21 protein-coding genes are annotated in these 23496 nt (G+C 39.7%); 12 read left to right on the top strand and 9 right to left on the bottom strand.

The genetic code is table 11. From position 1 onward, the window contains the following. The first annotated feature begins 9 nt into the window (after positions 1-9). Genes ACFI34_RS09545 through ACFI34_RS09535 form a run of 3 tightly spaced genes read left to right on the top strand, consistent with a single transcriptional unit; the run spans position 10 to position 3057 of the window. Entirely contained in the window at positions 10-1566 is a 1557-nt protein-coding gene (locus tag ACFI34_RS09545) for a tryptophan halogenase family protein (protein ID WP_462673314.1), read from the top strand. A 38-nt stretch (positions 1567-1604) separates the two neighbouring features. Continuing rightward, the gene (locus ACFI34_RS09540) at positions 1605-2345 is read left to right on the top strand and encodes a SapC family protein (RefSeq protein ID WP_462673313.1); all 741 of its coding nucleotides are present in this window, start codon (positions 1605-1607) and stop codon (positions 2343-2345) included. Beyond that, complete coding sequence (locus tag ACFI34_RS09535) at positions 2338-3057, top strand: DUF6445 family protein (RefSeq protein ID WP_462673312.1); 720 nt, start codon at positions 2338-2340, stop codon at positions 3055-3057. The genes ACFI34_RS09540 and ACFI34_RS09535 overlap by 8 nt, the downstream gene beginning before the upstream one ends. A 7-nt stretch (positions 3058-3064) precedes the next feature. On the opposite strand, the gene ACFI34_RS09530 is transcribed toward ACFI34_RS09535, so the two are convergent. Further along, a complete protein-coding gene (locus ACFI34_RS09530) occupies positions 3065-3559 on the bottom strand; it encodes a phosphatase domain-containing protein (protein ID WP_462673311.1) in 495 nt (164 codons plus the stop codon). Between the two features lie 89 nt (positions 3560-3648). Here ACFI34_RS09530 and ACFI34_RS09525 point away from each other — a divergent pair, with 89 nt between their 5' ends. From ACFI34_RS09525 to ACFI34_RS09515, 3 genes are all read left to right on the top strand, one after another. After that, positions 3649-5886, top strand: coding sequence for an exonuclease domain-containing protein (locus tag ACFI34_RS09525; protein WP_462673310.1), 2238 nt, complete (start codon positions 3649-3651; stop codon positions 5884-5886). Between the two features lie 135 nt (positions 5887-6021). Continuing rightward, the gene (locus tag ACFI34_RS09520) at positions 6022-6903 is read left to right on the top strand and encodes a RodZ family helix-turn-helix domain-containing protein (RefSeq protein WP_462673309.1); all 882 of its coding nucleotides are present in this window, start codon (positions 6022-6024) and stop codon (positions 6901-6903) included. A gap of 62 nt (positions 6904-6965) precedes the next feature. Further along, positions 6966-7919 carry a hypothetical protein gene (locus ACFI34_RS09515; protein ID WP_462673308.1) on the top strand — a complete coding sequence of 318 codons (954 nt, stop codon included), beginning with the start codon at positions 6966-6968 and terminating at the stop codon, positions 7917-7919. On the opposite strand, the gene ACFI34_RS09510 is transcribed toward ACFI34_RS09515, so the two are convergent. Further along, entirely contained in the window at positions 7903-9249 is a 1347-nt protein-coding gene (locus tag ACFI34_RS09510; RefSeq protein ID WP_462673307.1) for a S8 family serine peptidase, read from the bottom strand. The two genes, ACFI34_RS09515 and ACFI34_RS09510, sit on opposite strands and share 17 nt — an antisense overlap. A gap of 140 nt (positions 9250-9389) precedes the next feature. Between ACFI34_RS09510 and ACFI34_RS09505 the strand changes: the two genes are divergently transcribed. Genes ACFI34_RS09505 through ACFI34_RS09495 form a run of 3 tightly spaced genes read left to right on the top strand, consistent with a single transcriptional unit; the run spans position 9390 to position 11156 of the window. Continuing rightward, positions 9390-9881, top strand: coding sequence for an RNA polymerase sigma factor (locus ACFI34_RS09505; protein WP_054982238.1), 492 nt, complete (start codon positions 9390-9392; stop codon positions 9879-9881). After that, positions 9878-10618 (top strand): anti-sigma factor family protein, encoded by a 741-nt coding sequence (locus tag ACFI34_RS09500; protein ID WP_462673306.1) that lies wholly within the window; start codon positions 9878-9880, stop codon positions 10616-10618. The genes ACFI34_RS09505 and ACFI34_RS09500 overlap by 4 nt, the downstream gene beginning before the upstream one ends. Before the next feature lie 25 nt (positions 10619-10643). Further along, positions 10644-11156, top strand: coding sequence for a CC0125/CC1285 family lipoprotein (locus ACFI34_RS09495; protein WP_462673398.1), 513 nt, complete (start codon positions 10644-10646; stop codon positions 11154-11156). Positions 11157-11173: 17 nt separating this feature from the next. On the opposite strand, the gene ACFI34_RS09490 is transcribed toward ACFI34_RS09495, so the two are convergent. Beyond that, entirely contained in the window at positions 11174-12058 is an 885-nt protein-coding gene (locus tag ACFI34_RS09490; protein ID WP_462673305.1) for a DMT family transporter, read from the bottom strand. Positions 12059-12427: 369 nt separating this feature from the next. Here ACFI34_RS09490 and ACFI34_RS09485 point away from each other — a divergent pair, with 369 nt between their 5' ends. After that, complete coding sequence (locus tag ACFI34_RS09485) at positions 12428-12952, top strand: SEL1-like repeat protein (protein WP_058552845.1); 525 nt, start codon at positions 12428-12430, stop codon at positions 12950-12952. Positions 12953-12954: 2 nt separating this feature from the next. Here ACFI34_RS09485 and ACFI34_RS09480 read toward each other — a convergent pair whose 3' ends face one another. Genes ACFI34_RS09480 through dinG form a run of 6 tightly spaced genes read right to left on the bottom strand, consistent with a single transcriptional unit; the run spans position 12955 to position 17795 of the window. Further along, on the bottom strand, positions 12955-13107 hold the full coding sequence (locus tag ACFI34_RS09480) for a YbaM family protein (RefSeq protein WP_008129305.1): 153 nt from the start codon (positions 13105-13107) through the stop codon (positions 12955-12957). Further along, positions 13091-13372: a late competence development ComFB family protein gene (locus tag ACFI34_RS09475; RefSeq protein WP_006793580.1), complete on the bottom strand. Its 282-nt coding sequence runs from the start codon at positions 13370-13372 to the stop codon at positions 13091-13093. The genes ACFI34_RS09480 and ACFI34_RS09475 overlap by 17 nt, the downstream gene beginning before the upstream one ends. 51 nt (positions 13373-13423) lie before the next feature. Continuing rightward, positions 13424-14323: a histone deacetylase family protein gene (locus ACFI34_RS09470; protein ID WP_462673304.1), complete on the bottom strand. Its 900-nt coding sequence runs from the start codon at positions 14321-14323 to the stop codon at positions 13424-13426. Between the two features lie 10 nt (positions 14324-14333). Beyond that, on the bottom strand, positions 14334-14942 hold the full coding sequence (locus ACFI34_RS09465) for a primosomal replication protein (RefSeq protein WP_462673303.1): 609 nt from the start codon (positions 14940-14942) through the stop codon (positions 14334-14336). Position 14943: 1 nt separating this feature from the next. Continuing rightward, positions 14944-15720 (bottom strand): TSUP family transporter, encoded by a 777-nt coding sequence (locus tag ACFI34_RS09460; protein WP_039038085.1) that lies wholly within the window; start codon positions 15718-15720, stop codon positions 14944-14946. After that, positions 15720-17795, bottom strand: coding sequence for an ATP-dependent DNA helicase DinG (gene dinG / locus ACFI34_RS09455; RefSeq protein WP_462673302.1), 2076 nt, complete (start codon positions 17793-17795; stop codon positions 15720-15722). Before dinG ends, ACFI34_RS09460 begins: the two co-directional genes overlap by 1 nt. 60 nt (positions 17796-17855) lie before the next feature. Between dinG and ACFI34_RS09450 the strand changes: the two genes are divergently transcribed. Together ACFI34_RS09450 and ACFI34_RS09445 are read left to right on the top strand one after the other, a co-directional pair. Further along, entirely contained in the window at positions 17856-20219 is a 2364-nt protein-coding gene (locus tag ACFI34_RS09450) for a DNA polymerase II (protein WP_462673301.1), read from the top strand. A 330-nt stretch (positions 20220-20549) separates the two neighbouring features. Further along, positions 20550-23474, top strand: coding sequence for a TonB-dependent receptor domain-containing protein (locus tag ACFI34_RS09445; protein ID WP_462673300.1), 2925 nt, complete (start codon positions 20550-20552; stop codon positions 23472-23474). Positions 23475-23496 lie beyond the last annotated feature (22 nt).

Below are 23496 nucleotides of genomic sequence, written 5' to 3'. Positions count from 1 at the left end.
GTAACAAGTATGAACCAGCAAAATAAAAAAATAAAAACAGTGGTTGTCGTTGGTGGTGGTATAGCGGGCTGGCTAACCGCCGGCCGATTAGCGGCGCACCATAACAGTAATACGCCCGATGGCCTTAATGTTGTGCTAGTTGAATCTCCAAATGTACCAATTATAGGTGTTGGTGAAGGCACTTGGCCTACCATGCGCAGTACATTAATAGCACTTGGTATTAGCGAAACTGATTTTATACGCGAGTGTGAAGCAAGCTTTAAGCAAGGTGCAAAATTTGCCAAGTGGGTGGATGGCTCCGAGGATGATTTTTATTATCACCCATTAGTTTTGCCACAGGGCTTTTCAAAAACAGATATGGCTGGCCACTGGTTAAATAACACCGCTGAGTCAACGTCTTTTTCAAACGCAGTGTGTTACCAAGAAGCTATTTGTGAGCAAGGGCTTGCCCCTAAAACTATTCGCACACCAGAATACGCGGCTATAGCCAACTACGCCTACCACTTAGACTCTGCAAAATTTGCCGTTTTTTTACAAAAGCATTGTACGCAACAGCTTGGCGTTAAACATTATTTAGCTGATGTGACGCAAGTTAATAGTGCTAAAAATGGCGATATTGCAAGTGTTACCACAAAGCAACAAGGTGAAATTAGCGGTGATTTATTTGTTGATTGCACCGGCTTTTCTTCATTGTTATTAGGCGAGCATTATAAGGTTCCTTTTAAGCCGTGCGATGATGTGCTATTTATTGATACCGCCTTAGCAGTGCAAGTCCCTTATGATAACGAAGATGACAGCATTGCGTCTCACACAATTTCAACAGCGCAAGAAGCAGGTTGGATATGGGATATAGGGTTACAACACCGCCGTGGGGTTGGTTATGTGTATTCGAGTAAATACAGTAGCGAAGCTCAAGCTCGAGAAAAGCTTAAAGCTTATGTAGGTGATAAAATAGAGTCGTTAACAGTTAGAAAAATCCCTATTAAAAGTGGCCATCGCTCACACTTTTGGCAAAATAACTGTGTTGCAGTTGGGCTTTCGGCTGGTTTTTTAGAGCCACTTGAAGCTTCTGCATTGGTATTAGTAGAAATGTCAGCACAGATGATAAGCGAACAGCTCCCCCATACCCGAGATATTATGGATATTACCGCCAAACGATTTAATGAGACGTTTACCTATAGGTGGGAAAAAATAATCGACTTTTTAAAACTGCATTATATTTTATCAACCCGTGACGATAACGCATTTTGGCGTGATAACAGAGACCCAAAAACGATTCCTCAAAGCCTACAAGATCTAATGAAATTATGGCAATACCGTGCCCCTGCTGACCACGACTTCACAAGTAATAATGAGGTGTTTCCAGCCGCGAGTTATCAATATGTTTTATACGGTATGGGCTTTAAAAGTGATTACAGCACAACTGCCTATATGCTTAAAGACACTGTTTTTGCTAAAAGTCAGTTTGATAAAAATAAGAGCATGATAAACCAAGCAGTCACTAACTTACCTAGTAACCGAGAGCTACTTAATAAAATTAAGCACCACGGTTTTAGTGCTATTTAGCTTAAAAATTTACACATAAAAACAATAAAGAGACACGCATGGAAAATTTAGTCGCATTAGAGCAAAGTGCTCATCAGCATATAAAAATAGATACACAAAAAGCACAATCACACGCTGAAAACCTAAACATGATCCCTGTTGTTATGGCAGAACTTAATCAAATTGCCGTCCAGCAGCCTATAGTTTTTGCAAAAAACTCAGAAACAGGGGAGTTTACACTCAATGCTTTATTAGGCTTTGAGCAACATGAAAACTTGTTTTATCAGCACTCGCAGTGGCAGGGAGTATATTTACCGCTTCAGTTACAGCGTCAGCCATTTTTTGTTGGTGATACGCATGCAAAGCAAACGCAATACCCTGTGTGTATTAATTTAAATAGCCCAGCAGTCATTAATAACCAAGCGCAAAGCCAGAATGATTTAGAACCAATTTATACCCAAAACGCAGAAGAAAGTGGTTATTTTAAAAAAATAAAGCAGTGTTTAGGGCATTTACTACAAGGCGAAATAGACAATAAACAGTTAATAGATACCTTGTTACAGCATGAGCTACTGCAGCCATTATCGCTTGAGGTAACGTTTCAGAACAGTCAAAAAACAAAGTTAAACGGCTTATACACTATTAATCAAGAAAGACTCGCACAACTTAATAGTGATCAAATTACGCTTTTACATCAACGCGCTTTATTACCTGCCATTTATACAGTAATAACCTCACTTGGCCAAATATACCCATTAATAGAGCGTAAAAATGCGGTGCTTAATTTAGCCGATGATTGATTTTACACTTAACAAAAATATGGTGTTACACATACACACTGTAGGGGAGGAAAAAACCCCAATTATTGTTATTGATGATTTTGTAAATAATGTAGATGCACTTATTAATTTTGCTGTGTTTTCTCAAAATGCGAGGGAAACATTTTGCACACAAGAAAGTGACTTTTACCCAGGAGTAAGAAAAGCAGCACCGCTAAGTTATATAGAGCAGTTAAAAGACCTTGCGCCAATTATTGATTCACACTTTGATATGGCAGATAAAAGCGAGTTTGATGTAATACTTTCTGCCTTTTCAATTGCATGTACAGAGCCTGATAAACTCAGGCCAATACAAATGCTTCCCCATTTTGACACACCTAATATGAACCAACTTGCTATGGTGCATTTTTTATGTGATGAAACACATGGGGGTACTTCATTTTATAAACATAAAGCGCTGGGGTATGAACGCATAAAAAAAGAGCGACTTATGCCTTATAGGCAAGCTATAAAGCAACAAGCCATGGCGCAAAAGCTTCATAAAAACCCACATTATATAAATGGCAGCACAGCTTTGTTTGAGCAAATTTTCAGTGTAGAGGCAAAGTTAAATCGGGTTGTTATATATCCAAGCAACTTATTGCATTCCGGGAATATAAATGCAGCTAACGGTTATGCCTGCGATCCAATTAATGGGCGTTTAACTATTAGTAGCTTTGCTGTTTTACGTTAGTTTTTCATTACCCGCTAAAATTCTCAAAGTACTCTTTTTGCAATTCTATAGTCAGTGCTTTAGGGCGAATGCCTTGAACTAAGTTATATACTTCTTCTTTTGTGTAACCTGCCGAATTTAAAATAAGTGCAGCGACCAACCCTGTGCGGCCTGTGCCGCCTTTGCAATGTATGGCAATGGTTTGTTTTTGCTGTATGGCTTGTAGTATGTCTGTTTTGTGGGTGTTCCAGCTTGATGTAAAAGGCTGTTTGGGTGCTTCGTCGTCATTTATTGGTAAATGAAACCAAGTTATATCGTGCTTTTGGCACTCACTATTAATTGTTTGTACGTTGTTTTTTTCAAGCTCCTTTTGCGGCATAAGCGAAAGTAGCATGTGAGTGCCAGCGGCTTTTAATGTAGCTATTGAATTCGCTAGGTTTTGCGTTTTTGTACCAGGGCAAGGCGTAAAAATAATATTTGCGCCGTTATTGAGTGATAAAACATCGTATGGGTGCGCGCTCATGGTAAGTCCTTTATTTTTAATAAATTTACTTTTATACGCTCACTATAGCGTGTTTTAGTTACAAGTTTAAGATTGAATAATAAACACAAATGCTAGATACTGTTTTTATATACAGTTGTGGCGATGTTATGAAAAAAGAATTACCAGCAAAATACTATTTAGCGCATTTTAGAGAGCTTATTGAGTTTGTAACAAGTAAATGTATGCATTTACTGGAGCCTAAACATAGTGAATTTATTAGTAAAATTAACCAGCTTGATGAGCAAAGCCAATGCATGTTGGCGCGTGTGTATTCGCGCAAGCCTTATTTAGTGCAGGCGCAATCGCTCAATTATGAAGAAATAACTTCGCCGCATCAGGCTATTTATACGCTAAAAACAGTGGGTATTTTATATGAGCCAAACGCACAGCATTACAAGCAGCTTTTAGCGCATTTAACTAAGCCCATGCTGGTGGAGTTACTCAGTAATTACAGTGAACAAGTAAGCTTTAAAAAAAGCGCAGCTAAAGGGGAGTTGGTCACTATTGCGTGCCAATTTTTTAGTGAGCGCGCAGATGATTTAGCCCTTTTATATAGCCAATATGTGATAAATAATCGTGAAGATTATTACGAGTATTTTGAGTTTTTATTTGCAGGGCGCTTAAGTAGTGGCGATGTAAACCATCAAAACCGCTTTGTTATGCGCGATTTAGGGTTAACCGCTACCCGCGAAGGGCACAGCGAGAGCTTGTCGCGTTTTAATTCACTCGCTGAGGCGCAATCTAATTATGTTTTAAATCGTTACCGTTTAGCGTTTAAAAATATTGGCAAAACGGGTGATAATGCAAAAGCTGAAACCTTGGATGACAAAACCCCTTACACCGAGCTTGCGCATTTAGTATTAGCGCAACCGGCGCACGGAGCACATGCGCACGATATTAAAAACAAACTGCTGGTTAGGCTGTATAAACAACTTAAAAATACCGATAGCGAACTTGCCTTTAGCCTACTTGAAGGCTGCACCGATTACGCCGAAGCCCAAGAAATTCAAATAAGAGAGCAATACCGCTTAGGTAATAAAGAGTGGGTTAAAGCGCAGCTAGAGCAAATTATAGAAAACCCGCTCACCGACGATTTACTGTATTTTGCTGATGACTTTTTAATGCGTAAGTTTAATAAACAAACGCGTTCGCGCTTAAGTACCATGCTGGCCGACACCCAGTGTGTGCTTGAAATTGACGAAATTTACCGAGGCGATGTAGAGCAAGGCGTAAATGAGCATTACAGTGCAAAAGGGTTAACGGTTTTTAATACCGAAAACACCTTATGGCAAAGCTTGTTTGGCTTAGTATTTTGGCACGAGTTATTTATAGAGTCGCCTTACCCGCCGTGTAATGAATTTGATATTTACCCGCAAGTTTTACAGCTTGGTAATTTTTATGAAGCACAAAGCACGCAAATTGACGCACGTTTAAAAAGCTGTAGCACTAATCATGCGCTGCTTAATTTGGTATGTAAGCATGCCGCGCAGTATTTTGAGCAGCCCAATGGTTTATTTAGATGGCGCAGCAATTTATTAGAGCCACTAGAGGCACTTATTTTAAACAGCCCGCTTGAAGCGTTAATTAGGCACTTAACGGCTATGAGCAAACACTATTTACAGTTAAAAGATGGTTACCCCGACTTAATGGTTATTAATAATGGCCAAGTACATTTTGAAGAGGTAAAAGCCCCAGGCGATAAGCTTAGGCGCAACCAACTTACCACTATTGATAATTTAAAAAATGTAGGTTTTACAGTACATATTGCTGCTGTTAAGTGGTTTGTAGACCCTAACCGTATTTACAGCATCGTTGATATAGAAACTACCGGCGGCTTAAAAGGCGGTAACCGTATTACCGAAATAGGCGTAGTTAAAGTGCAGCACGGTAAAGTGATTGATACCTGGACGACTCTTATTAATCCGCAGCGCCATATCCCAAGCTTTATTACTAAATTGACCGGCATAAGCGATGGCATGGTTTACAACGCGCCTGTATTTGCCGATATAGCACAGCCACTACTAGATAAACTTGCAGGCAGTATTTTTGTAGCCCATAACGTAAACTTTGATTACGGTTTTATAAAAAAAGAATGCGAGGTTGCAGGGCACTTTTTTAAAATGCCAAAAATGTGCACCGTGGTTGAATCGCGCAGAGCGTTTAAAGGTTTAAAGTCGTATTCGCTTGGTAACCTTAGCGCGCATTTTAATTTAAATTTAACCAGTCATCACCGCGCATTGGCCGATGCAACTGCCACTGCTGAGCTATTATTATTGATACAAAATAGTGAAACGCACACGCAGTAAACGAGTATTTTATATTTAAGAGTATGAAACTTAAGTAATTAAGTAACTTTATTATAAATTTTAATTATTTTTGGAATAAAGTGTTTTTGTAAATCGTCTTCTTTATGTCAATCCGACAAACTAGAGGACAAAACAATGACTAAATTAAATAAAATTGTAAGCGTAATGGTGTTAAGCGGTGTGTGTACTTTTACAGGTGCAGTGCACGCCGCTGATATTGAACTATCTCAGTCAACGTCGGCGCAGCAACAAACATCTACATCTATTACGCTTTCTCAAAATGGTTTAACAGCCAATGGTAGCAACGAGTCAAACGTATCTAATGATACACAAGTAACGGCTGATGACTCGCAAGCTACAGATCCAACGGCGAATAACACGCAAACTCCAGCGCAAGAAAGCAGTGAGGCCACAGAGCCTGCAAATACATTAGTTGCATCTGCAAGCGGATCTTTAAATAACTCATTAAATGCATCGGCCTCGTCTTTAAATACCATAGGCAATACCACAGTCAATACAGCGCTTGATACAACCGCGCAGTTAACCTCATCGGCGGGTAATTTAACAACCGCTGTGAGCCAGTCGTCATTACTTTCTGTTGCCTCTGAACAAGGCGCTCAGCCAGATACTACAGACACACCAGCCGATGCCCCTTTACTTTCAAATGTTAGTAGCGCTAACGATTCAGTAACACAAGCTGATGCAACAAATGCGCTTAATGCGGGTGAGCTTACAAACCAATTAGCAATGACTAATACGGCTGCAAACTCAGTGAGTTCTGCACTGCAAATGGGTGATGCAATTAATACCAGTAATGAAGTAGTAAGCAGTGTTCAGCAATCTTTAATTGCCAGTGTGCAAGACAGTACGGTTAGTAGTTTACAAAGCACGGTACAGCAAAGTGTTAGCGGGCAGGTGAGTGCAGCGGTTACTGATCAAATTAGTAACGATGTAGCACTTAGCACCGCAAGTGAAGTAGTAACCAACATTACTAACGATTTAGACCTAGGCCTTTAATACGCCAAGTACTTGCACAAATGCCGAATGGGGAAACCTATTCGGCCTGTTGGAGAATAAATATGAAAGCAGTTATTACCGCCACATTGTGTGTTTTTAGTGCCCAAGCGGTGCTTGCACAAACCAGCCACGTTAAAACAGCAGGGCAAAATAAACCCTTTAAAAGTAGCTTTGAGCTAAATGCAGATGCTGAAGTTGGGGTATTAAGTAACTCGGCGCTCTCTTTTCAGGAGCTTGACGATATTTCGTCGCAAAGCGACAGCGGCATAAAAACCGCAGCCGGTGTTAATGCAAAATGGCAAGTAACCAAAAACGCTAAATTAACCTCAAGCTATAAGTTTGAACAACAAGACTACGATGAGTTTGATCAATACGATTTAGACCTTCATCAATACGGTTTGGATGGCAGTTATAGCTTTAATAGCCATGAAGTAGGGGTTCGTTACGATGGTGCAAAAGCAAATGTAGATGGCGAACCATTTTTACATTTTAATCAAGCCAGCGCCTACTATGGCCATTTTTTAAACCCGCATACGTATTTGCGTATGAGTGTAAAAACCAAAGCTAAACGTTTTGCTACTGCAAAAGCACGTAATGCCGACGGCGTAGGCGGCGATGTAGCGCTTTATCATTTTATAAATAATGGCCAAACCATACTAATGGCAGCGCTAAGTGCAGATAAAGAAAACGCCGACGACAACCAATACGACTTTAACGGCTACGGTTTTACTACTAAAGTTACGCACAAATTTACGGCCTTTAATATGGCTAACAAAGTGGGGGCTGGCTGGCGTTATCAAAATAAAGATTACGATGAGCAAACAACGGATGATTTTTTTGAGCAAATACCGTCGCGAGATGAGCACAGAAATGTCGTTAATGCGTTTTATAACCTAGCTTTATTTGAGCACGTAACACTAATAGCCGAGGCTGAATATGGCGATTATCAATCAAAGCTGAGTAGCAATACCTATACGCAATCGGTTTTATCGGCGTCAGTTAAAGTGCACTTTTAGGTGGGTAAATAGCACCATAACCAAAGGTGGTGTCTTTGCCTTGCTCGCCTAAATCGATAGCCAGCGATGTAAGCTCGTTAAGAGCTTTGGTTTTATTATTACCATGCTTTAACAATAAACAACTTAATGCCGCGCTTACATGCGGCGCCGCCATTGACGTACCCGACTCCCTTCCAAATTTTCCATTGCCTTGGCTTGTAACAACATTTACACCAAAGGCTGTAAAGTCTATGTAATCACCTTTATTTGACCATCTATAAATTTGGTTATTCGCATTAATAGCACTTACCGCTATCACGCTTTTATACGCAGCTGGGTATAACGGCTGCGACGCCGGCCCTTGGTTACCTGCAGCAGCCACAATTAACACGTTTTGTTTTATTGCTGCAGTAATACTTGCTTCTAAAACTGCGTTATTTGGCCCCGTTAGGCTCATATTTATTACGGGTATTTTATTACTAACTAGCCAGTTAAGTGCCTCCACTATAGCAAATAATGTAGCCCCTTGTGCATATTCAGATTGCCTATAAAACACCTCGGCACTGTAAAGCTTAGCATTGCTTAAAAGCGGGTTAAGTTTTGCGCCTTTACCTGTAATTAGCCCTGCAATGGCGGTGCCGTGTAAATTTGGCGAGCTTAACCCTTGTGGTAAAAAGCTTTGCGTAGTGATATTTGCGCCTTTAAATGCACTGTGCTTGGTATTAATGGCGCTGTCGATCATGCCAATTTTTACGCTTTGTGTGCAGTAAGGCGCAATAGGCTTATTTTGCGTTACTTTTGCGGTAGGCTCGCCTGTTTGCGCTTGGTATATGTGGTTTCGGTCAAGTATTGCAGACTCATCTAAGTTAAGCGCTTTTAATAACTCACTTTTAGAACTAACACCTTGGGGCACGTTAAAGCGCACTAAGCTCATTCTAAGTGCGTTGTAATTTTTTACCGACACAATAGTTATATTTTGCTGCTTTAGGGTATTAAGTTGTTGGCTATTTGCCATTAATAACCATTGGCGCTCTATTGCTCTAAAGCCGTTTTCTAGTTCTACTTCAACAAATGCGGTGTTTTGGCTATTTATATTAATGTTAAGCACATTGGGTAAGCTGCTAATTGGCTCACTAATTTGCGCTTTTAGTTCATCAATCGATATTTGTGGTACAGGCACCGGAAGCGGCAGGCGTTGTGCACGCTCTATAGTTTGCTCAATACGCTGCTCTATTGGGTTTAGTTGCCCAAGTACCTGATCGACTTTGACTATATTGGCTGAGCTCGTTGCGCTAAATATGCAAAGTGAGGCGGCTATTATGTGTTTAACGCGGATTTTTTTCATGTTCATAGTGGGTTACTTCTATTAAATTTATCATGCTGGTTAGTTAACGTTTAACACATAGAAATATTTCATTGTTCAAATTATTTTGATTATTTGGGAATAAATGTTTTTTTGAATCGTCTTCTTTATAAAAGGGGTAAAAATCAATGAACGAAACATTAAAAACCTTATTGCCCATGCTTAGGCGTTTTGCCTATTCGCTAACGGGTAGTAAAGCAGATGCAGACGATGTAGTGCAAATAACAATTGAAAAACTATTAGTAAAAGGTATTCCAGATGACGTTGAGCCAGCTAAATGGGCGTTTAAAATTTGCCGCAATGTGTGGATAGACGAATACCGCTCACGCAAGGTAAGGCAAAATACGGCCCAGGCCGATGTTTTACCAGAGCCAATTACAAGTAATGAACACCAAACACTCGAAAACAAACAAATGCTTAAAAATGTAAATACAGCTCTTGGGCAATTACCCGAAGAGCAACGCGCCATCGTATCGCTGGTGGCAGTGCAGGGCATGGCCTATAAAGAAGTCGCACATACGCTCGATATACCTATAGGCAGTGTAATGAGTAAGTTATCGCGCGCACGCAGTACACTTTATAACTTAATAAAACCCGACTTTAAAAAGGAGCAAGTATGAACATTAACGACGAAACACTTAGCGCCTTTTTAGACTCAGAGCTAAGCGAGCACGAAATGGAGCAAGTGCGTAAAGCCCTTGAAACCAATGATGAACTAGTAATGCGACTTGCAGAGCTAAGCGAAGTAGACATGCGAGTAAAAGAGCACGCAACAAGTATTGATGACGCCCCCCTTAGTGACTCATTAGCTAAAACGGTTGCAAAGCTTGATACGCCAACGACTAAACACACTTCAAATAGCAATGTAGTAACGTTAACACCTTGGCAAAAGATTAAGCAATCGGCTAATAAAAGCTTAGCAATAGCTGCAAGCATTGCCGTGGTATTTGGTATAGCAATGACTAGCTATTTACAGCCACATACTGCACAAAACTTAGTGGCCAGTAATATAGCCTCAGCGCTTAACACACAGCTAAGTAGTGGTGTGTTTGAGCAAAGTGATGGCTCAGTATTTAGCGCGCAGCTTAGTTTTAAAAATCAGCAAGGTGAGCTTTGTAGGCAGTATGCAATAAGCTCAAACAATACCACGCAAACAAGCATTGCTTGTAAAGCGCAAAACGGTTGGCAAATTAAAGCGCAAACAGCCGTGCAACAAAGTAATAATGGCGCGCAATATCAAACGGCGTCTAATAACAGTAAGTTAGATGCTGTTATAGATAGCATGATCAGCGGCGCACCACTAGATAGAGCGCAAGAGCAGCAAGCAATTAGCGCAAAGTGGCAGTTAAACAAATAATAATGTGTATAAAACGAGGTGAATGATGAAAACATCTATTTTAATTATCAGTATCTTACTTATGGCGGGTTGTGCATCTAAATCTGATTACCGCGCCGCGAATAATGGCTCACAAGGTTACAGCGAGCAAAAAATTAGTGACGATCAATACCGCGTAGAGTTTAAAAGTGTGTCAAACAACGTAGCAGATGCCGGTGACTATGCATTGTTACGCGCGGCTGAGCTTACCCAAGCGCAAGGCTACGACTGGTTTGTTGTAACAAATAAAGAAACCTTTGTTGAGTCTAAATCGCAAGCGCCCGCGTCAACTATTAGTGCATCACACAGCCAGCAATATGAGCGAAGCTGCGGTTTATTAACTTGCGAAACACGCGCACGCCCAACAAGCAGTGTAGGCGTGCAGGTGAGCAACAATGATAAACGCAAAGAAGTGCACACCCTGATTGATATTAAAATGGGCAAAGGTATAAAACCAAGCGACAACAGCTTTAGCGCTCAAGACTTAATTGAAAACTTAAGCAAAAAAGCACAAAAGTAAGCGCTTTGTAAAAGCACTTAGCGTGTTTCAGCTAGGTGCTTTTTTCGTGGTAAAAAACCAGTAACCAGCATAGTGCCCACAATAACAAATAAAGCGCCTAGTAACGTGTTTGGCCCAATTTGCTCATCTAAAATTAAATGTCCCCAAAAAATGCCAAATAGTGGAATTAAAAACGTGACCGTTAAAGCTGAGGTTGGGCCTATATCGTCAATAAGTTTAAAAAATAAAATATAAGCAAGTGCGGTACACACCACACCAAGTGCTAATACGCCGAGCATAACGTTGGTGGTTGGCACTTCACGCATTGGCATAAATAAAATAAGAGGCAGTACCATAAAACTCGCTGCCCACATTGAGCCGTGTGCGTTATCGAACGGTGCAAGCTTTGGCGCATTTTTTGTGTAATGGGATGCAATGGCATAACAAAATGAAGCGCTTAGCGCTGCTACAATAGCAATAAGTGACTGAGTATTTAGTATAAGATGGTTTTGCCCAACTAAAATTGCCACACCTACTAAACCCAAAAGCAAGCCTAAAACCATACTCTTAGTTGGCTTGGTTTTACTCCAGATAATACCCACAACAGCGCCCCAGATAGGCGTTGTAGAATTTAAAATAGATAACGTAGATGCGCTAATCGTTTGCGCGGCATAAGCAAAAAGTAAAAAAGGCAGGGCGGAGTTAAGAGCGCCAATTATAAAAAAATGCTTGGTGTGCTTAGTAAACGCCAATCTGCGTTTTAAATACAGTGCAACTATAAATAGTGTGAGTGCCGCAAAGCCGACTCTAAACTCTATTAACACCGCTGGGCCTAAACTAGTGGCGGCCATGCGCATAAATAAAAATGACGCGCCCCAAATTGCAGCCAGAAAAAATAATCGAAGTAAACTTGCTAAGCTCATGATAATATTTTAATTATACGAATAGAGTTATAGAATAACAGGCTTTACGAAGAGTGTAAGCCAGATTCGGTACTCGCATATTAAAAATAATAAAGGACTAGGGCGTGTTGATCTTTGCGGATTGAAATTTGTTCAATCTAGGGGCGATTAAATCGCGGCGCGAGGTTTGTAACCTAGTGGGCTAAGTAAAAACAGAGTAACAAAGAGTTTATCGCCCCTAGGCAGAACCCGAAGGACAGCGCATGTTTGGCATTTATGCTGCGTTATCGCCTATTTATGGGGAATAACCACACTTCATAGGCTCCGCCTTGCCTAAAAACCAAACATACTGCTGCAAATTCAACCACCAAAGATCAACACGCCCTTGTTATGGTTAGGTATTTACTGGCTACAGCAATTTTGGCTGTGAGTTTATTAAGTGGGTGTGGGTCGACCCCAGTTAATTTATACAGCGATAATACAATGAAGAAAAAAGAATACAACGGTATTAAAGCCTATAAAAATGGGCTGTACGAGCAAGCTTTTAATGATTTAAAAGAGCCTGCAGCACTTGGGTATAAAAGCGCACAATACACCCTGGCGTTTATGTTTTTAAAAGGTCAATATTTGGATCAATCAACCAAACTTGGCATGGGGTGGTTAGGTGTAGCTGCAGAAGCTGGCGTTGAAAATTGGTCACATCAATATGATACTTTCTATGCTGCTGCAACATTAGAAGAGAAGCAGCAAATAGATGCAATTGTTGCGCTCTACATTAAGCAGTTTGGTGTTAAAGCTCAAAACATGACTTGCCGAAGGTCAACATCAGCTAGAAGAACATTTGGCGAAATTAAAATTGATTGCACTAAACGTGACGGAGCGGTCACTGTGTATGAAGTAGACACAGTTGAATAAAGCTAGTTGTTAACTAGCTTCTTTTCAAAGTCACTTTTCACTATATCGAGCGCTTTTAATACTTCTTCAGGCTCTACGTTGTGTTGCTCCAGTATCATAATTAAATCAACAGCGAGTTTAATATGCGTTGGCGCTTCCTCAAGAGGGTTGGTCATTTAAATTTTTCTTTTTAGATATTTGACTAATAGCCACATCAATAGCGGTTTGAACACGTTCTTCCATGTGTATGCGTTCAGCTTGTGGTAAATAAAACGCCATATCTACGTCGTAACGAATGTAACGAGGTGGCAGTTGGTTTAACACGGTACAGCAAAAGTCGGCCATAACGTCGTCGTCATATTTTTCGTCTAGTTTTCGTTTTATGATTTCTTCAACAACAATTTTTTCGTAATAGTTATGTATATCGTCGTGTAATCGCATGTTCCTACCGCTTTGTTATGTTCCATTTAAGTAAGTCTATACTAAGGATTGTTATAAATCGATAGCCGCTTTAAATAGTTGTTTATGCACATTGATTAAGCTGTCTAAATTACGTTGGTAACCGCCGCCTAAACCACACATAAGGGGAATGTTATGTTGCTTACAAAAATCAAGAACAAAAAGATCTCGTTCATAAACACCTGTAATAGATACATTTAATAAACCTAGCTCATCTTTTGTGTAAATGTCTGCGCCCGCGTTGTACAGAATAATATCTGGCTGATGGATACTTACACACAGCGCAAGTGCGTGTTGTAATGTGTCGATATACTCATCGTCGCCAGATTTAGCAGGTAAAGAAAAGTCATAATCAGATTGCTGTTTTAAACGCGGAAAGTTTTGCTCGCAATGAATTGAGCAAGTAATGATATTTTTATGGCTTTGCTGATTAATAATCTGCGCTGTGCCGTCGCCTTGGTGCACGTCGCAATCAAAAATCAGCACAGTTTTGGCTTTATGAGTATTTAATAAGTGTGTGGCCGCTATGGCTAAATCGTTAAATATACAAAAACCACTGCCGTAATCGCTATGGGCATGGTGATAACCACCACTTAAATTGCAGGTTAGCCCGCTTTTTAAAGCCTCCTCTGCTGCTTGAATACTCCCACCGACAGACAGCAATGTTCGTTCAACTAATTGAGCAGAATAAGGAAAGCCCATCTTTTTTATCGCTTTATCAGATAATTTCCCAGTTAAAAAATTATTAATATATTGCGTGCTGTGGCATAAGGCCAATTGCGAGGGGCGTGCCTTGGCGGGCTGCATGAATGCGGTTGGTAAAAAGCCTAAATGTTCTATTTCGGTTTTAAGCCGCTGATATTTTTGAATTGGAAAGCGGTGCTTTTCGGGCAAAGGCAAATTTGAATAAAGAGGGTGGTAGTATAGCTGCATGAAAAAAGCCCTAACGGAGTTGCTGTTTTTCTACTTGTTGTATTTTATCTTCAGTGGCTGAAATGGCTTTTCTGCATCGACCTAAACGTGCGTGAGTACTTAATATTTCAAGGTTAAGCTTTTGGGCTTTCGCTGGGGATGCATTTTCCATTTGCATTTTTCGCTCTTCTATCATCAGCATTAAGCGGCGTTCAAACTCATGGTTTTGTTTTAACTCGTCGTAAAGTTCATGAGAAGATTGCATCACTTTTTTTACAGCTTGCTTATAAACAGCTTGTTTTGGGCGAGGTTTAAACCGACTTTTATTTTCTTTTTCCCAAATTGGTGTTGATTTAATAACATTAAATACGGCCTGGACTTGCGATGCAATTCGCTCTAACGCATAGGTATAAGCATGGCGGTGATCGCTTGGTGGTAAGCTTGCTACTTTTTCTTCTATTTCGTTGACGTAATCAACTAAGCTCATACTTTTAGTTTGAAATACAGCACGATCAAATAGGCTAGGCTGTGCTTGCATATAACGGTTTTTAGCAAATAACTTTGCTTTATCAAATTGCTCAGCTTGCTGCTTAAGCGAAGTTACTTGCTGTCGTAGCTTGTCTAATGCATTCACTTGCATGTTAAAAGTAGGCCTCATAAATGAGTTTTAATGCTAAAAGTATAACCATGGTATTAAAAACAGGGCGTATGAATTTACTGCCAAATCTAATCGCCGAGTGGGCACCAAACCATGCACCTAACATAATAAAAAAACCCATTGTAATACCCAATAAAAAGTTTACATGCCCTAAAGCAACAAAGGTAATGAGCGAAATAAAGTTAGATACAAAATTCATAGAACGGGCTAAACCACAGTTTAGAAGCAAGTTCATTTTATATAGCATGCCGTTAGACGCGGTCCAAAATGTGCCGGTACCTGGGCCTGCTAATCCATCAAAAAAACCGAGTGCTAGGCCTTGGACCCACTGCTTTACTTTCATTGCATTGTTGAGTTTTGGTAATTCATCACCTTGTGTGGTGCTCAAATTTCCAAATAAGCTATAGCAGGCAACAACAATAATTATAATTGGTAGCAACTTATTTAAAAAATCGATGCTTAAATAATCAACAATAACTGTACCAAGTAGCGCGCCTATTGCGGTTGCAATAATTGATGCCAACCAAAATTTTGGGCTAAAAAGGTTTTTTTTGTAATAGGTAAAACTTGCTGTTAACGAACCAAAGCTCGCTGCGAGTTTATTAGTACCTAATGTTAGGTGCGGTGGTAAACCGGCTGTAAGTAATGCGGGGACGGTTAACATGCCACCGCCACCGGCTATTGCATCTATAAAGCCTGCTGCCAATGCAACAGCACATAAAATTGCCCAAGTTGTCGGGTCGAGTGCGAGTTCAAACATTAATAGTCTATTTGTCTTTTAAATGGTGGTAGGGTGTCGAGCATGGCTTTACCGTAGCGTTTGGTTACTAAACGCCTATCAAGAATAGTAATACAGCCTTCGTCACTCTCTTTTCGCAGCAGTCTACCACAGCTTTGTACCAATTTCTTAGCAGCATCCGGGACTGTGATTGTTAAAAACGGATTACCGCCTTTGCTTTGCACAAATTCTGCTTGCGCTTCTTCTATTGGAGAGGTAGGTACAGCAAAAGGGATTTTTGTGATAATGAGGTTCTCTAAATATTTACCCGGTAAATCAAGACCTTCTGAAAGGCTTTGCGTACCAAATAAAATACTACCTTTACCGCTATCAATATTTTGGCTGTGTTTTTTAAGCAGTGCCTCTCTCGACATCTCACCTTGTACTAATAAGTTAAAACCTTTTGTTCTAAGAAACTTTGCTACATGGTCCATTTGCCAGTACGAGGCAAACAAGACTAAGTTTGCCTTTTTAGTACTTATGTACTGTGGCAAAGTGGTTGCTAAGTAATCGCTAAAGTCTTTATCGGTAGGTTCAATTTTAGACACAGGAACGCGTAATGTTGCCTGTTTTGGGTAATCAAAGGGCGAGGGAACCTTTATAAATTTAACGCCTTCCTCTTTTGCTAAACCACTTTCATAAGCAAAATGGTCAAACGAACCAAGTGCACTTAATGTGGCAGAACATAAAACAGCGCCGGCGCACTCGTTCCAAAGTTTGTCTTTTAGGTAGTAGCCTACTTCAATGGGGCAGTCGCTTAAAAGGTGGTCGTGATGGCTTTTATACTCAAGGCGTTTTATCCAACGTGCGTGGGGTATGCCTTCTCCTTTGTTAGCATAACTAAACCATAATTTATTTAGTTGTTCTAAACGATTAATGTAGTGACCGCTTTCAGCAAGAATAGGATCGGCAACATAAGGTTTTATGTCGCCGTCGCTCACATCTTGTGTAAGGGTGTCGTGCATTTTGTTTAAGCAACGTAGTGCATCTTGTGTGGCTTCGCTTATATCTTTTGCTTTGCTGTGTAGCGACTTGGGGATTTCACCATGTTCAAAACGGTATGTGTCGTCTTTTGAATATTCAAAGTCAGCATTATCAAGAATATCTCTCACTACTTTTAGGTCTTTATTTGCATCGTTTATACTATCGCAAAGCTTAAAGTTTTGACCTATGGCTCTTTGTCCTACTGGCACTTTTGCCATTTTTCCGCTGAATTTAGTGAGCTTATCGAGCCATTCTATTGTGCCTTTAATGGTGGCTGCGGCTGATGAAAAATCGCGTGTTATATGGGCTAAATGGTGTGCTTCGTCAATTACATAAATAGTGTTGTCTGGCTCGGGTAAAATTTTACCACCGCCTAAGTCTAAATCAGCTAAAAGCAAAGAGTGATTAATAACCAGCACATCCATTTGCATGAGTTGTTGGCGAGCTAATTGAAATGGACAAGTCAAATGCGCTTTCATTTGACGTTGGCAAGCATGCTTGTCGCACGCAATTAAATTCCAAACTCTGTCGGGAATTGTATCTGCCCAGCTATCTCTATCGCCTTGCCATTTTTTATTTACGTAAGCGTCGTATAGCCCTTGTAGGCATTTGCTTTCCATATCACTTAATGGAGAGGTAAGCGTTGGCATAAAGTCCATTTGAGTTTGGCTATCACCATTAACAGCATTATGGAGTTTATGGGCGCAAATATAGCGGTGGCGTCCTTTAACTAAATCAAACTTAAAGTCGAGCCCAGAATGTGCTTTAAAAAAAGGCAGTTCTTTTGCAATTAATTGCTCTTGCAATGCCACGGTAGCCGTAGAAATTACTAGCTTCTTTTTTTGTGCCAATGCTAAAGGCAAGGCCCCCAAGCAATAAGCAAGTGACTTACCGGTACCTGTGCCAGCTTCTATGACGCAAATTCGTTGTTTTTTGTGATACTCACCAGCCAATGTTTTTGCAATTTCTGCAACAAGGTAATTTTGACTGCTGCGCGGCCTATAATCATTCAGGTTTTTAGCCACATGCTGATGCACTTGCCTAATAGTTTTTTTTAGAGAGTCAGAAAGCATGGAATGATTTGCCTAAAGTATGTATATAATTACAGTGTGTATATTAAGTGGGATCGTGCATTGACACAAGCAATCTATCAGGGCTTTATTTTATCAAGGCAACAATATTCGTCTAAACATAGTGAGGGGATCACACTATGCTATTGGCTTGCATCCGATCACGGCCCAATTAAAGTTGTTATTGAAAATCAGCAAGCTGTGTTTTTTATTCCACAAGAACAGCAGCAATATGCCCAGCAGCTATTAGACAACGCAAACATTATCGTTGATTTTAAATCAATTGAAATGCGTCACTTTAGTGGTGCTGCTTGTGTTGCTTGTTATTTTAATAATACAAGCAGTATTTATAAGGCACGAACATTATTTGAAAACACCATAACTGTTTACGAGGGTGATATTCGCCACAGCGATCGCTTTTTAATGGAGCGCTTTATTAGAGGTGGTGTTTGGGTTACTGGAGATGTTAGTCAAAAAAACGGCTTTTTACTTATACAAAACGCAAAGTTGAAAGCAAATACAGATTACACGCCCAAGCTTAAGTCGCTGTCATTAGACATTGAATGCGATGGGGAAGGGGTGTTGTTTTCAATTGGTCTTGTTGGTAATGGACTTGACTGCGTTTTAATGATTGGTGAACCACACAATCATAGTGAACAAATCAACATTGACTGGTGTTTAGATGAGCTTGAGTTACTCACAAAATTACATACTTATTTAAATGGTAATGATCCCGACATTATTATTGGGTGGAATGTAATAGAGTTTGATTTTACAGTACTTAATGCCCGTGCTGAAGCGCTTGGAATTTCCCTTAAATTGGGCAGAGATAACCAATCAATTAATATCAATACGGGGCACTATACTCGCCTTACGTTGCCGGGAAGATGTGTTGTTGATGGAATTGACACTTTAAAAAATGCGACTTATCACTTTGATAATTACTCTTTAGGGAACATTGCCGAAAAAGTATTAGGTGAAGCTAAATTAATACAATCTGACAATAGGTTAGGTGAAATTATCCGTCAATTTAATGAGGATAAACTTACTCTAGCGGCTTACAACCGCCAAGACTGTATTTTAGTTAATCGTATTTTCACAAAATTAAATTTATATGAGTTTGCTATTGTTCGCACACAGCTAACAGGTCTAGAGCTTGAGCGAATGGGCGGCTCTGTGGCTGCTTTTACTAATTTGTATTTACCCTTGCTGCACCGCAGTGGTTATGTAGCCCCTAATTTAGGTGACCATGGTTTGTCTTTTGACAGCCCTGGTGGTTACGTGATGGACTCATTGCCTGGGCTTTATAAAAATATTCTGGTTTTAGATTTTAAAAGTTTATACCCCTCTATTATGCGCACTTTTTGTATTGACCCTCTAGGATTAATAAAAGGGTTGGATGCCCCTAGTGATGCAATACAAGGCTTTAATAATGCAGTGTTTTCTCGTAGTGAGCATCATTTACCAAAGCTTATTGAATATCTAACTAAAACCCGCCAAAACGCCAAAGACACCAACCAGCCAATGTTATCGCAAGCAATTAAAATTATTATGAACAGCTTGTATGGCGTACTTGGATCTAAGGGATGTCGATTTTATGATCCTCGCCTATCAAGTTCTATCACACTGCGCGGCCATGAAATTATGCAAACGACGCGTAAATGGATGGAAGAGCTTGGCTACAGCGTTATTTATGGTGATACAGATTCTATTTTTGTAAAAGTAGATGAGAGCTTAACTGCCCAATGCTGCAATAAAATTGGTAATGAATTGATGACTCATATTAATCATCAGTGGGAGCGGCATATAGCGAAGCATTTTAATTTAAAAAGCTATTTAGAAATTGAATTTGAAACCCATTACAGTCCCTTTTTTATGCCTACAATTCGCGATAAAAAAACAGGCTCTAAAAAACGTTACGTTGGTAAAATAGTAAAAGGTGATGAATCTAAAATCGTCTTTAAAGGTATGGAAACCGTGAGAAGTGATTGGACTGAATTTGCCCAAGAGTTTCAAAAAGAGCTATTTGAGGCCTTGTTTGATTCACACTTTGAAATTGCTCAACTTGACGAAATAGTAAAAGATTATACCAAGCGACTTTTTGCCGGTGAGTTTGATCAAAAGCTTGTTTACAAAAAACGCCTTGGTAGAAATTTAAACGATTACGAAAAAAATATTCCACCACATGTACAAGCGGTAAAAAAACACAAGGCAGAACATCATGATTTTGAAGTAAGGCGCGGGCAAATTATAGAGTATGTTTATGCAATGTCAGGGGCAGAGATTTTTAATGGAAAAAATGCACTTAATTATCAGCTATATTTGCAGCGCCAATTAACGCCAATTTCTAATTCAATTATTGACTCTATAACATCAAGATCTGAAGAAAAACCTATCAATGGACAGCTTTCACTCATTAACTTTTAGGTCAATAAGTCGCCACTCGTCACGTAAAAGTTAAATTTAATAAACATTTAAATCGAAATTTTTGCATTTCATATTGAATAATTAATAAAAATGAAATATTTAACTTTTATTTTTTTTAATAAAAACAAGTTGTTAGTGGTGTGTTTATCCCTTTAATAGCAATTTCTTTTCATATGTAATAATTAAATATTAATGCAACGTTAATTCCTTGTTGACCTTGTTGTTTCACTAGTATTATCATTGGCAACACAATCATGGCGTCTTGTAACAAGTTACGTGCCGCTAGATTGAATAAATTATAATTAATAAATGTATTCCTGGGAGAATCAAATGTTAAATAGCAAAATCTCAAAAGCAGTTCGCTTAGCGATCGCTTTTGGTGCAGCATCTACAGCTGCGTTTTCAGCAAGTTCTTCTGCTGCAGAAGAAGAATCTGCAGCAAAAGTTGAGCGTATCCAAGTAACTGGTTCACGTATTAAACGTACAGATTTAGAAACAGCGTCACCGGTAACAGTGATTGATTCTGTTCAACTTGAGAATCAAGGTATACAAGACGTTGGGCAATTCCTACAATCTAGCGCTGTGATGTCTGGTTCACCGGCAATGACAACTACAAACAACGGTGGTAACGGTGGGACTTTCGTAGAACTTCGCGGATTAGGTTCGTCTCGAACTTTGGTACTTGTAAACGGTCGACGCCCAGTTTCTTCTGATTTCCAAGGTATCCCAGCTTCAATGATCGACAGAATTGAAGTTCTTAAAGATGGTGCGTCTGCTACTTACGGTGCCGATGCAGTAGCTGGTGTTGTTAACATAATCACTCGTGATGATTTTGAAGGCGTTGAGTTTAAAGCTCAAACTTCTGGTTCTTTTGATGTATCAGAAAATAAACAAGTTGGTTTTAGTTTAGTTGCTGGTAAGAATTTTGATGCTGGTAATATTGTTGTTGGTATAGATTATGTTGATCAATCTGAAGTATACCAAGGCGATGTAGATAAAGTTGATTTCTTCAATTTCCCATGGCAGGTATGGGGCGATGATGCTGAAAAATCTTTCCGTGAGAACGGATTAATTGGTTTACCAAATGAAAATGCTAACGTAATTGAAGTTGGTTCTGGCTCTATCCCTTGTGGTAACTTTTATTTAGCTAATACAGCTGGTAGTTTTACTAATGATAAGTGTGATGGTGGTATCGCTTCTGCAGCTGATATGCGTCCTTTTGTGGGTGGCGGAGCAAATAACGACACTTATAACTATGCACCAGTAAACTATCTTCAAACGCCATATAAAAAATTGAATTTCTTTATTGAAGGCGGTTTTGAGATTAATGACGATACTCGTATGTACACTGAAACGCGAATAAACAAGCGTACATCACGCCAAGAGTTAGCTGCAGTTCCATACGATACTCGCTTTGATCCAGCTTACAGTGGTACATATGAGCAATTAGACGCAGATGGTAATACTGTATTAGATGCAGATGGCAATCCTGTAATGGTCGCTTTTAATGGTGTTTCGAAAGACAACTATTATAACCCATTTGACAATGACGTAATTCGTTCACGCCGACGCATGCTTGAAGGTGGACGTAGTTTTGAGCAAGATATCGTTAGATTCCAACAAGTTTTAGGGCTTGAAGGAGACTTTGGTGATGGTTGGTATTATGACGTAAATTACAACTACGGTTATAGTCAAACAATCAGTACTGATTTTGGTCAACTTTATGGGCCAAACTTAGCTAAAGCAATGGGCCCATCTTTCCAAGATGATGCTGGTAATATCGTTTGTGGAACTGAAGCTTCTCCAATTGCTGACTGTGTTTCTATGAACGTATTTGGCGGCCCAGGTTCTGTAACTCAAGAAATGCTTGACTACGTTACTTCACCGTTAGTTGATTCATCAAATTACACTATACAAACTCTAACTGGCTTTTTGGGCGGCGACTTCTTTGAATTACCAGCAGGTGTAGTTTCAGGTGGTTTTGGTTATGAATACCGTAAAGAAGAGTTAGAGAGTCAAGTAGATTCTGGTAAGTTTATGGGTGAAGTAACAGGTAATAAGAGTAAAGGTACAATTGGTGACTTCTATGTACATAGTTTATTCGCTGAATTCCGTATCCCATTACTAGAAGACTTACCTTTCGCTGAGCGTGTAGAAATGCCAATTGGCGTGCGTTACGATGACTTTAGTGCTTTTGATTCATCAACAACTTACCAGCTAGGTCTTGAGTGGAAAGCTAATGATGATCTTTTACTTCGTGCAACGTACGGGACAGTATTTAGAGCGCCAGGCATTTCTTCTCTATATGGACCACAAAATGATTCATTCCCATCAGCTACAGATCCATGTAGCACATCTAACTGGGCATCATTAACACCTACGCAGCAAGGTTACTGTACTGCAGATGGTGTTCCTGCCGGCGGTAGTAACAACCTTGACTCTCAGCAGTTAGCGAAAGTGGGCGGTAATGAAGAATTACAGCCTGAAGAGGGTGATACTTTTACATTAGGTTTAGCATGGTCTCCTGAGTTCATTGAAGGCCTTGGTATCACTGTAGATTACTGGTCAATTGAGCTTGAAGAAGTTATTGATTCAGTAGGTGCATCTGATTCTTTAAGAGGTTGTTACTTAGGTGGAATCGAGTCTTTATGTTCTAATGTTGAACGTACAAACGGCGAGATATCTCTTCTTAGCGCTCAGGCGACTAACTTAAGCCGTATGACAGCTAAAGGTATTGACTTCGAAGCTAGCTATTCATTTGAAGCTTTAAACGGTTCTTGGAGTTCGGTCTTAAGCTGGACACACTTCTTAGAGCGTGAAAACCAAGTTTATGACTCAGCTGATTTCGCTTTCAAAATGAGAGACTTAAATGGTCGCTTTGAAAATGATACAACGTACGCTACAGATAAAGTTAATTTAAATGTTTCTTACACTTTGGATAACTTAAATTTAGCTTACAGCATGAACTACATTGGCGGGACCGAGTATGAAGACCTTCTTTACTGGGGTACTACGGCTGTTAACCCGGATGACGAAAATAGTCCACTAGTTCAGTATGGTGTAGATTCTTACATGTACCATGACCTAACAGCCACATATAACTTTGAGTCTAAAACTACAATTTCAGTTGGTATCACCAACCTTACTGATGAGTTACCTCCATACATTGAGCCTGCTTTCAATGGTAACACTGATGAAAGTAACTACAGACTGTTTGGCCGTAGCTGGTTCATGAGATTTTCTCAAAGCTTCTAAGCCAAAACTTAGTTAAGTTTAT

The sequence above is a fragment of the Pseudoalteromonas sp. PSi26 genome (assembly GCF_054960575.1).
Note: the sequence above shows the minus strand (reverse complement) of the source record. Positions and strands in the feature narration are given on the sequence as shown.

What these genes read in the sequence shown, in the direction of transcription:
- dinG (WP_462673302.1), bottom strand. Translation starts at nt 17,795, where the DNA reads ATGCTTTCTGACTCTCTAAAAAAAACTATTAGGCAAGTGCATCAGCAT.
- ACFI34_RS09485 (WP_058552845.1), top strand. Translation starts at nt 12,428, where the DNA reads ATGGTTAGGTATTTACTGGCTACAGCAATTTTGGCTGTGAGTTTATTA.
- ACFI34_RS09475 (WP_006793580.1), bottom strand. Translation starts at nt 13,372, where the DNA reads ATGCGATTACACGACGATATACATAACTATTACGAAAAAATTGTTGTT.
- ACFI34_RS09495 (WP_462673398.1), top strand. Translation starts at nt 10,644, where the DNA reads ATGAAAACATCTATTTTAATTATCAGTATCTTACTTATGGCGGGTTGT.
- ACFI34_RS09500 (WP_462673306.1), top strand. Translation starts at nt 9,878, where the DNA reads ATGAACATTAACGACGAAACACTTAGCGCCTTTTTAGACTCAGAGCTA.
- ACFI34_RS09535 (WP_462673312.1), top strand. Translation starts at nt 2,338, where the DNA reads ATGATTGATTTTACACTTAACAAAAATATGGTGTTACACATACACACT.
- ACFI34_RS09445 (WP_462673300.1), top strand. Translation starts at nt 20,550, where the DNA reads ATGTTAAATAGCAAAATCTCAAAAGCAGTTCGCTTAGCGATCGCTTTT.
- ACFI34_RS09545 (WP_462673314.1), top strand. Translation starts at nt 10, where the DNA reads ATGAACCAGCAAAATAAAAAAATAAAAACAGTGGTTGTCGTTGGTGGT.
- ACFI34_RS09515 (WP_462673308.1), top strand. Translation starts at nt 6,966, where the DNA reads ATGAAAGCAGTTATTACCGCCACATTGTGTGTTTTTAGTGCCCAAGCG.
- ACFI34_RS09510 (WP_462673307.1), bottom strand. Translation starts at nt 9,249, where the DNA reads ATGAACATGAAAAAAATCCGCGTTAAACACATAATAGCCGCCTCACTT.
- ACFI34_RS09505 (WP_054982238.1), top strand. Translation starts at nt 9,390, where the DNA reads ATGAACGAAACATTAAAAACCTTATTGCCCATGCTTAGGCGTTTTGCC.
- ACFI34_RS09540 (WP_462673313.1), top strand. Translation starts at nt 1,605, where the DNA reads ATGGAAAATTTAGTCGCATTAGAGCAAAGTGCTCATCAGCATATAAAA.
- ACFI34_RS09480 (WP_008129305.1), bottom strand. Translation starts at nt 13,107, where the DNA reads ATGACCAACCCTCTTGAGGAAGCGCCAACGCATATTAAACTCGCTGTT.
- ACFI34_RS09490 (WP_462673305.1), bottom strand. Translation starts at nt 12,058, where the DNA reads ATGAGCTTAGCAAGTTTACTTCGATTATTTTTTCTGGCTGCAATTTGG.
- ACFI34_RS09525 (WP_462673310.1), top strand. Translation starts at nt 3,649, where the DNA reads ATGCTAGATACTGTTTTTATATACAGTTGTGGCGATGTTATGAAAAAA.
- ACFI34_RS09465 (WP_462673303.1), bottom strand. Translation starts at nt 14,942, where the DNA reads ATGCAAGTGAATGCATTAGACAAGCTACGACAGCAAGTAACTTCGCTT.
- ACFI34_RS09470 (WP_462673304.1), bottom strand. Translation starts at nt 14,323, where the DNA reads ATGCAGCTATACTACCACCCTCTTTATTCAAATTTGCCTTTGCCCGAA.
- ACFI34_RS09520 (WP_462673309.1), top strand. Translation starts at nt 6,022, where the DNA reads ATGACTAAATTAAATAAAATTGTAAGCGTAATGGTGTTAAGCGGTGTG.
- ACFI34_RS09460 (WP_039038085.1), bottom strand. Translation starts at nt 15,720, where the DNA reads ATGTTTGAACTCGCACTCGACCCGACAACTTGGGCAATTTTATGTGCT.
- ACFI34_RS09530 (WP_462673311.1), bottom strand. Translation starts at nt 3,559, where the DNA reads ATGAGCGCGCACCCATACGATGTTTTATCACTCAATAACGGCGCAAAT.